This is a genomic window from Chitinophaga sp. (assembly GCF_036566945.1).
GTDB lineage: Bacteria > Bacteroidota > Bacteroidia > Chitinophagales > Chitinophagaceae > Chitinophaga.
Genome location: NZ_DATCVJ010001064.1, coordinates 1 through 6151 on the forward strand (window position 1 = coordinate 1; position 6151 = coordinate 6151).

General features: G+C 45.1%; 4 protein-coding genes. All 4 read left to right on the plus strand.

Translation table 11 applies throughout. The annotated features are described in order from the left end of the window. Positions 1–432, plus strand: a 432-nt coding sequence (locus VIP81_RS32140; RefSeq protein ID WP_331971880.1) for a FecR family protein, incomplete at its 5' end; no start/stop codon positions are given. A gap of 270 nt (positions 433–702) precedes the next feature. Continuing rightward, entirely contained in the window at positions 703–4110 is a 3408-nt protein-coding gene (locus VIP81_RS32145; RefSeq protein WP_331971883.1) for a TonB-dependent receptor, read from the plus strand. 12 nt (positions 4111–4122) lie between these two features. Then, positions 4123–5943 (plus strand): RagB/SusD family nutrient uptake outer membrane protein, encoded by a 1821-nt coding sequence (locus VIP81_RS32150; RefSeq protein WP_331971886.1) that lies wholly within the window; start codon positions 4123–4125, stop codon positions 5941–5943. A gap of 19 nt (positions 5944–5962) precedes the next feature. Continuing rightward, positions 5963–6151 (plus strand): hypothetical protein (locus VIP81_RS32155; RefSeq protein WP_331971889.1); only part of this gene is annotated, 189 nt, incomplete at its 3' end.

Genomic DNA, 6151 nt, shown 5'->3' on the forward strand with positions numbered 1-6151 from the left:
ATAAAAGACCTCGGTACGCATTTCAATGTAATGGCATACAGCGATGAAGCCACCGTGCAAACTACCCTCATTGAAGGAGCTGTAGCCGTTTCTGATGGCGGCAAAGCCACGCTTTTAAAACCCGGTCAACAGGCCGTGCGCAACAAAGGTAAATCCACGGGGATAGTAGTACAGGAAGCAGATACAGATCAGGCGATTGCCTGGAAGAATGGAGAATTTTATTTTAGTCATACCAGCATTTACGACATCATGCGGCAGGTATCCAGGTGGTACGATGTAGATGTGCATTACCAGGATTCGCCAGATGCTTACCTGAGTGGCAACATCCGGAAGAGTGTAAATGTATCGGAAGTATTCAGGATGCTGGAACTGGCGGGCAACGTTAAATTCAAAATAGAAAACAGAAAGGCGACTGTGATGAAACAATACTAGGCCACTTTAATATCGACCAACAAGGAGAAAGTAATATAGACGCTAAAATTTCACGACACTAAAATTCCACCGGCACCAGCATGAAAACGTAGATTCCACGACACAAAAAAACCAGGAACAGGGCAAATGTTCCTGGCAGGTTCAGTCTCGCATTAGAATTCTTGCGGAATTATTAATTCAAAACGTAAACTTCACGAAAGTATGCAATTGTACGCACAATGCAAATGCAGGCGCATGCCTGCCATTTGCCTATCCAAAATTTTCCTAGTTATGAAATTGACGATGTTTCTGACCATAGCTGTTTTCCTGCAGGCCAGTGCAACGGGATTCTCCCAGGAGAAGATCACACTCTCAGGCAGCCATGTTCCTTTGGAAAAAATATTTAAGAGTATCCGCAAGCAGAGCGGGTATAATTTCCTGTATAACGACCGCCTCCTTTCCCGCGCTAACCCGGTGAGCATCAATGTAACCGATGCTTTGCTGGATGATGTGTTGAAACTATGTCTGAAAGACCAGTCCCTGTCTTACGACATTATCAACAAAACCGTGGTGATCAAGGTGAAAAACCAGGTAAGCCGCGCTGAGCAGCCGGAACAAACGATTACCGTCACCGGAACCGTCCGGGATACGGCCGGTGGGCCGCTTGAAAGGGTGAATGTGCACGTAAAAGGCACTACGCTGGGGGGTACCACCGACGCACAAGGTCATTTTTCACTGAGCGTACCTAATAAGCAAGCCGTCCTGCAATTCACTTACCTAGGGTATGTTACCCAGGAAGTAGTGGTGGGCGATAATACCAGCTTTAACATCCGCCTGGCGTATCAGATCAACAGTCTTACCGACGTAGTAGTGGTAGGATATGGCCAGACGCAGGCCCGCACCCGCGTTACCGGCGCTATTTCCACCATCAAAGGAGAAGAGATCCGGACTACCAAAAACGAAAACGTGGTGAACATGCTCACCGGTAAAGTACCGGGCATGCGCATTCTGCAAAAAAGTAGTGAACCCGGCGCCTATGACAACGTGTTCGATATTCGCGGGATGGGTAGCCCATTGGTGGTGATTGATGGTGTGCCACGTGGTAGCGGTGATTTGTCCCGCATGGACCCCAACGAAATTGATAATATTTCAGTGCTGAAAGATGCCACTGCCGCTATCTACGGTGTTCGTGCAGCCAATGGCGTTATACTCGTTACTACCCGCAAAGGTTCTAAATCGCAGAACGGTAAATTTGATATCACCTATTCCGTTAATCAAAGCTGGCAGCAGTTTTTGAATACTCCTAAAACGGTGAATGCATTGGATTATATGATGCTGAAAAATGAAGGAGAGAAAAGAGATTTTGGAAATAACTTTTTCATCCAGCGGCCTCCTTCCTTTTCACAGGCGGATATGGACCTGTTCCTGAATGGTACAAAAACTTCTTCCGACTGGGTAGGTGCTACCATGAAAAATTTTGCTCCCGAAACGCAACATACCCTGAGTGTAAATGGTGGTGGTGACCGTATCAACTACTTCTTTAACCTGGGCTATATGAAACAGGATGGGTTGTTCAAAAGCGGTGATATGAACTATGATCGTTTTAACTTCCGGTCTAATATCAATGCCAGAATTACCGATCGTTTAAGGGCTACCATCCTGACTTCCGGCTACCTCGATACTAAAAATCAACCCGGCGGCAGGGGTGTGTGGGAGATGTTTAAATACACTTATAACACATTGCCAACTGATCAGATTTATGCAAATAATAATCCCGCATATCCTCACCTGGAACCGGATAACGCGAATCCGGTGGTGATTACCAATGCTGATATGGTGGGTGCTCAAAGCTATAAGAATAAAAATTTCCAGGGACAGCTGGCACTGGAATACGATGTTCCGGGCATCAAAGGATTGATGGCCAAAGGCATGTACAACTATGGCTTTAATATCAGCGATAATAACCAGGTGAAAAATTCCTACAAGTTGTATGAGTATGATCCGGAAAATAATTTTTACAAAGCTACTATTGCTGCCAGTCCTTCTACCATCAACCGCGGCTACTGGAATAATACGGCTACTTTGTTCCAGTTGTCATTGAACTATAACCGCCGGTTTAAAGAGGCACACAACGTCACCGCATTGTTATTATATGAAGAAAGTAATTCCACGGTGGATAACTTCTCTGCACAAAGAGAATTTTCACTGGGCATCCCTTATCTCTTTGCCGGTGATTTAAGTAACCAGGCTGGTTATATGGATGCAAACGGTCTTTCGCAGATTGTGACCAAAGGTATTATAGGCCGGGTAGGGTATGATTACAAGGCCAAGTATATTGTGGATTTCAGTTTCCGTCAGGATGGTTCCAGTAAGTTTGTAAATGCTCACCAATGGGGCTTTTTCCCCGCTGCTTCCATTGGCTGGCGTTTGAGCGAAGAGCCATTTATACAGCATCTCATTCCAACGCATATCCTGAACAACCTGAAGATCCGTGCATCCTATGGTAAAACCGGTGATGACGGTTCTACCGCATTCCAGTCTTTCCCCGGATATGATTATCCAAGAGATGGTTATATCATGGGTGGTACTTTCGTGAATGGTATTGCTTCCAGGGGCATCGTGAATCCTGATCTCACCTGGTCTACCGCCAAAACGCTGAACGTGGGTATTGATGCAGATCTGTACAGAGGTTTAATTGGCGGATCTGTGGATTACTTTATCCGCAACCGCGACGGATTACCTGATTCCAGGATTACCAGTTTACCGGGAACATTGGGCGCCTCCTTACCTAAAGAAAATTTAAGGAGTGATCAAACCAGAGGTATCGAAGTGTCGCTGACACATCGCAACAAGATTGGCGAAGTTTCCTATTATGTGAATGCCAATATTTCTTCTACCAGAACGAAGATGATTCATATGGAGCAAACCCGTGCGGGCAACTCTTATGACAACTGGAAAAATTCACAACAGGATCGTTACACCAATATCTGGTGGGGAAAAGAATACGCCGGACAGTTTACTTCTTATGATCAGATTTATAACCATGGTGTTAATACCGGTGGTGGCAACCAGAATGTGGTGCCAGGAGACTATTACTATACAGACCTGAACAACGATGGCGTTATTGATGCAAAAGATGAAACGCCGATTGCTGTCCGTGATATTCCGGCAGTGAACTATGGTATGACCATCGGGGCTTCCTGGAAAGGAATTGATTTTAACATGTTACTGCAGGGCGCTACACAGTTTTATGTGCAGTATACAGAACAGATGGCTAATCCGCTGATGTATAGTGGTGGCACACAAGTACAGTTCCTGGACAGATGGCATACGGTAGATCCGGCAGCGGATGTTTTTGATCCTAATACCAAATGGGTAGCAGGTTATTATCCGGCGATGAGATCACCGATTGCGGAAGGTACCAAAGCGGTACAGAATGCTGCTTACATGCGTATTAAATCGCTCGAAATTGGCTACTCGCTGCCTAAAACATGGCTGCGCAGAGTAGGTATCGGTAATCTGAGAGTATATGTAAACAGCTATAACCTGGCTACGTTTACCGGTTTGAAATATAGTGATCCGGAGCATCCGGGCGAAGTAGCAGATCCGAAAAACGGGGATCAGTGGAACTATTCACAGGGTGGTTATAAATACCCGATGAACAGAACTTTCAGCATTGGTGCGAGCGTAACTTTTTAAACAGACAATCACATGAACAACATAAAATATATACTAACAATAGCCATTGCGGGAATGTTTTTTTTATCCTGTAATAAGCTGGATGTAAAGCCACTGAATATTATACAGGATGACGACGTATTTGCCACCGAGAATGGGGTGACTGCTTACATGGCTACCTTGTATAAAAAACTGCCGATAGAAGATTTTTATTATCGTAATGAGGGAGATGGATTTAACCGTAACTGGGAACAATTCTATCATCCCGGTGCGCTCTGTGGTGAGCTGGTGGGACCTTACGGCGGTACCGGCGATGCAGCAGGCGGCTTTGGTTACTGGCCATATGACAACATCCGGAATGTGAATTACCTGATGGCTACGTTGCCTAAATATGCGGCTAATTTCGAAAAAGCAAAGATCGATCAGTGGATGGGAGAAGCTTATTTCTGTCGTGCTTACTTCTACTTTGCGTTGGTAAAAAGATATGGTGGAATACCTATTGTAAAAAATGTACAGGACTACCAGGCGCCGTTGTCTGAGCTGGAAGTACATCGTGACAAAGAACTGGATGTATGGAATTTCGTAGCAAAAGATCTGGACAGTGCGGCGCTGCTGCTGCCGGAAACCAGCCAGCGTGGCCGGGCTAACCGCTATGTGGCAGATGCGTTGAAATCGAGGGCCATGTTGTATGCAGGTACCATTGCCAAATATGGTGCAGTGAATTTTGTGGCAGGCGATGCACGTGAAAAAGGATTTGTAGGCATGCCTGCTTCCGAAGCAGATGGCTTTTTTAAACAAGCCTGGGATGCTGCCCGTTTAGTAGAAGGACATTATGACTTGTATAAAAAGAAAATGGATGATAAGGTGCAGAACTATGTAGATCTGTTCCTGGATCAAACCAGCAATGAAACCATACTTGCCAGGGATTATTCGCTGACAAGTAATACCGCACATAGCTGGGATGCTACGATGATCTGTCGTTATATGACAGCAGATGGTCTTTCCCGTGCTTATCCTACTATGGAATTAGTAGAACGTTTTACCGGCCCTCTTCCTATTGTTAACCCCGATGGAACACCCCACCGTTTTAATAATCCGGCAGAACTCATGCAAGGACTGGAGCCACGTGCGCTGGCTACTGTTTATTTCCCTGGCTCCACGTTAAGAGGATTAACTTTTGATGTACAGCGGGGCGTTTACGAGCATTTCACGGGCACTGCTGCCGCGGAGTTGGGCGTAAATCCACCTAACCTTCCTTTCCGTCATCTGGCGAGTGAAACAGATGTACTGTTCAATGGCAAAAGGATTATTGGTTTTACCGGTGTGAGTACCAAGGATGATAATAAGACGCGTACAGGGTTTTACGTAAGAAAGTATATCGATTATAACAAGCCACAATCATCGTGCGGATTATACCAGAGTACTACCAGCTGGATAGATTTGCGCTATGCTGAAGTGCTGTTAAACCGTGCAGAAGCTGCGTTTGAACTGGGCAATGCCACCGATGCATTAACGATTATTAACCAAATCCGCGATCGTGCAGGTGCAGCGCTTGTTTCCGGTACGCTCACCATCGATACCATCCGCAATGAACGTTGTAAAGAACTGGCTTTTGAAAAACAATACTGGTGGGATTTAAAACGCTGGAGGATAGCAGACAGGGTGCTGGATAATACCCGCTTCCACGCGTTGCTGCCTTATTATGTAGATGATGAAAAGAAATTTATTTTCCTCCGGGAAGTAGAAACTTTCCAGCGGTCTTACACCTTTGAAAAGAAATTTTATTACGAGCCTATTCCGGGTGGTGAGTTAGGAAAGAACCCTAATTTATATCCTAACAATCCCAACTTCTAATTTTTAAAAAAATGTAGTCATGCAAAAAATAAAAAAAGCTTTGCTGATTGGTTTGTCAGTATTATCTATCGCCTCCTGTACCAAAACAGATAATTATCCTGGTCCTAACGCAGGCTTACAGGGTAAGGTGGTGGATAAGACAGATCCTAAAGGGGGCAATTTTCCTACACAAACCGCAGGGTTTTCAATTAAACTGGAGGAGTTAAGC

What these genes read in the sequence shown, in the direction of transcription:
- VIP81_RS32145 (WP_331971883.1), top strand. Translation starts at nt 703, where the DNA reads ATGAAATTGACGATGTTTCTGACCATAGCTGTTTTCCTGCAGGCCAGT.
- VIP81_RS32150 (WP_331971886.1), top strand. Translation starts at nt 4,123, where the DNA reads ATGAACAACATAAAATATATACTAACAATAGCCATTGCGGGAATGTTT.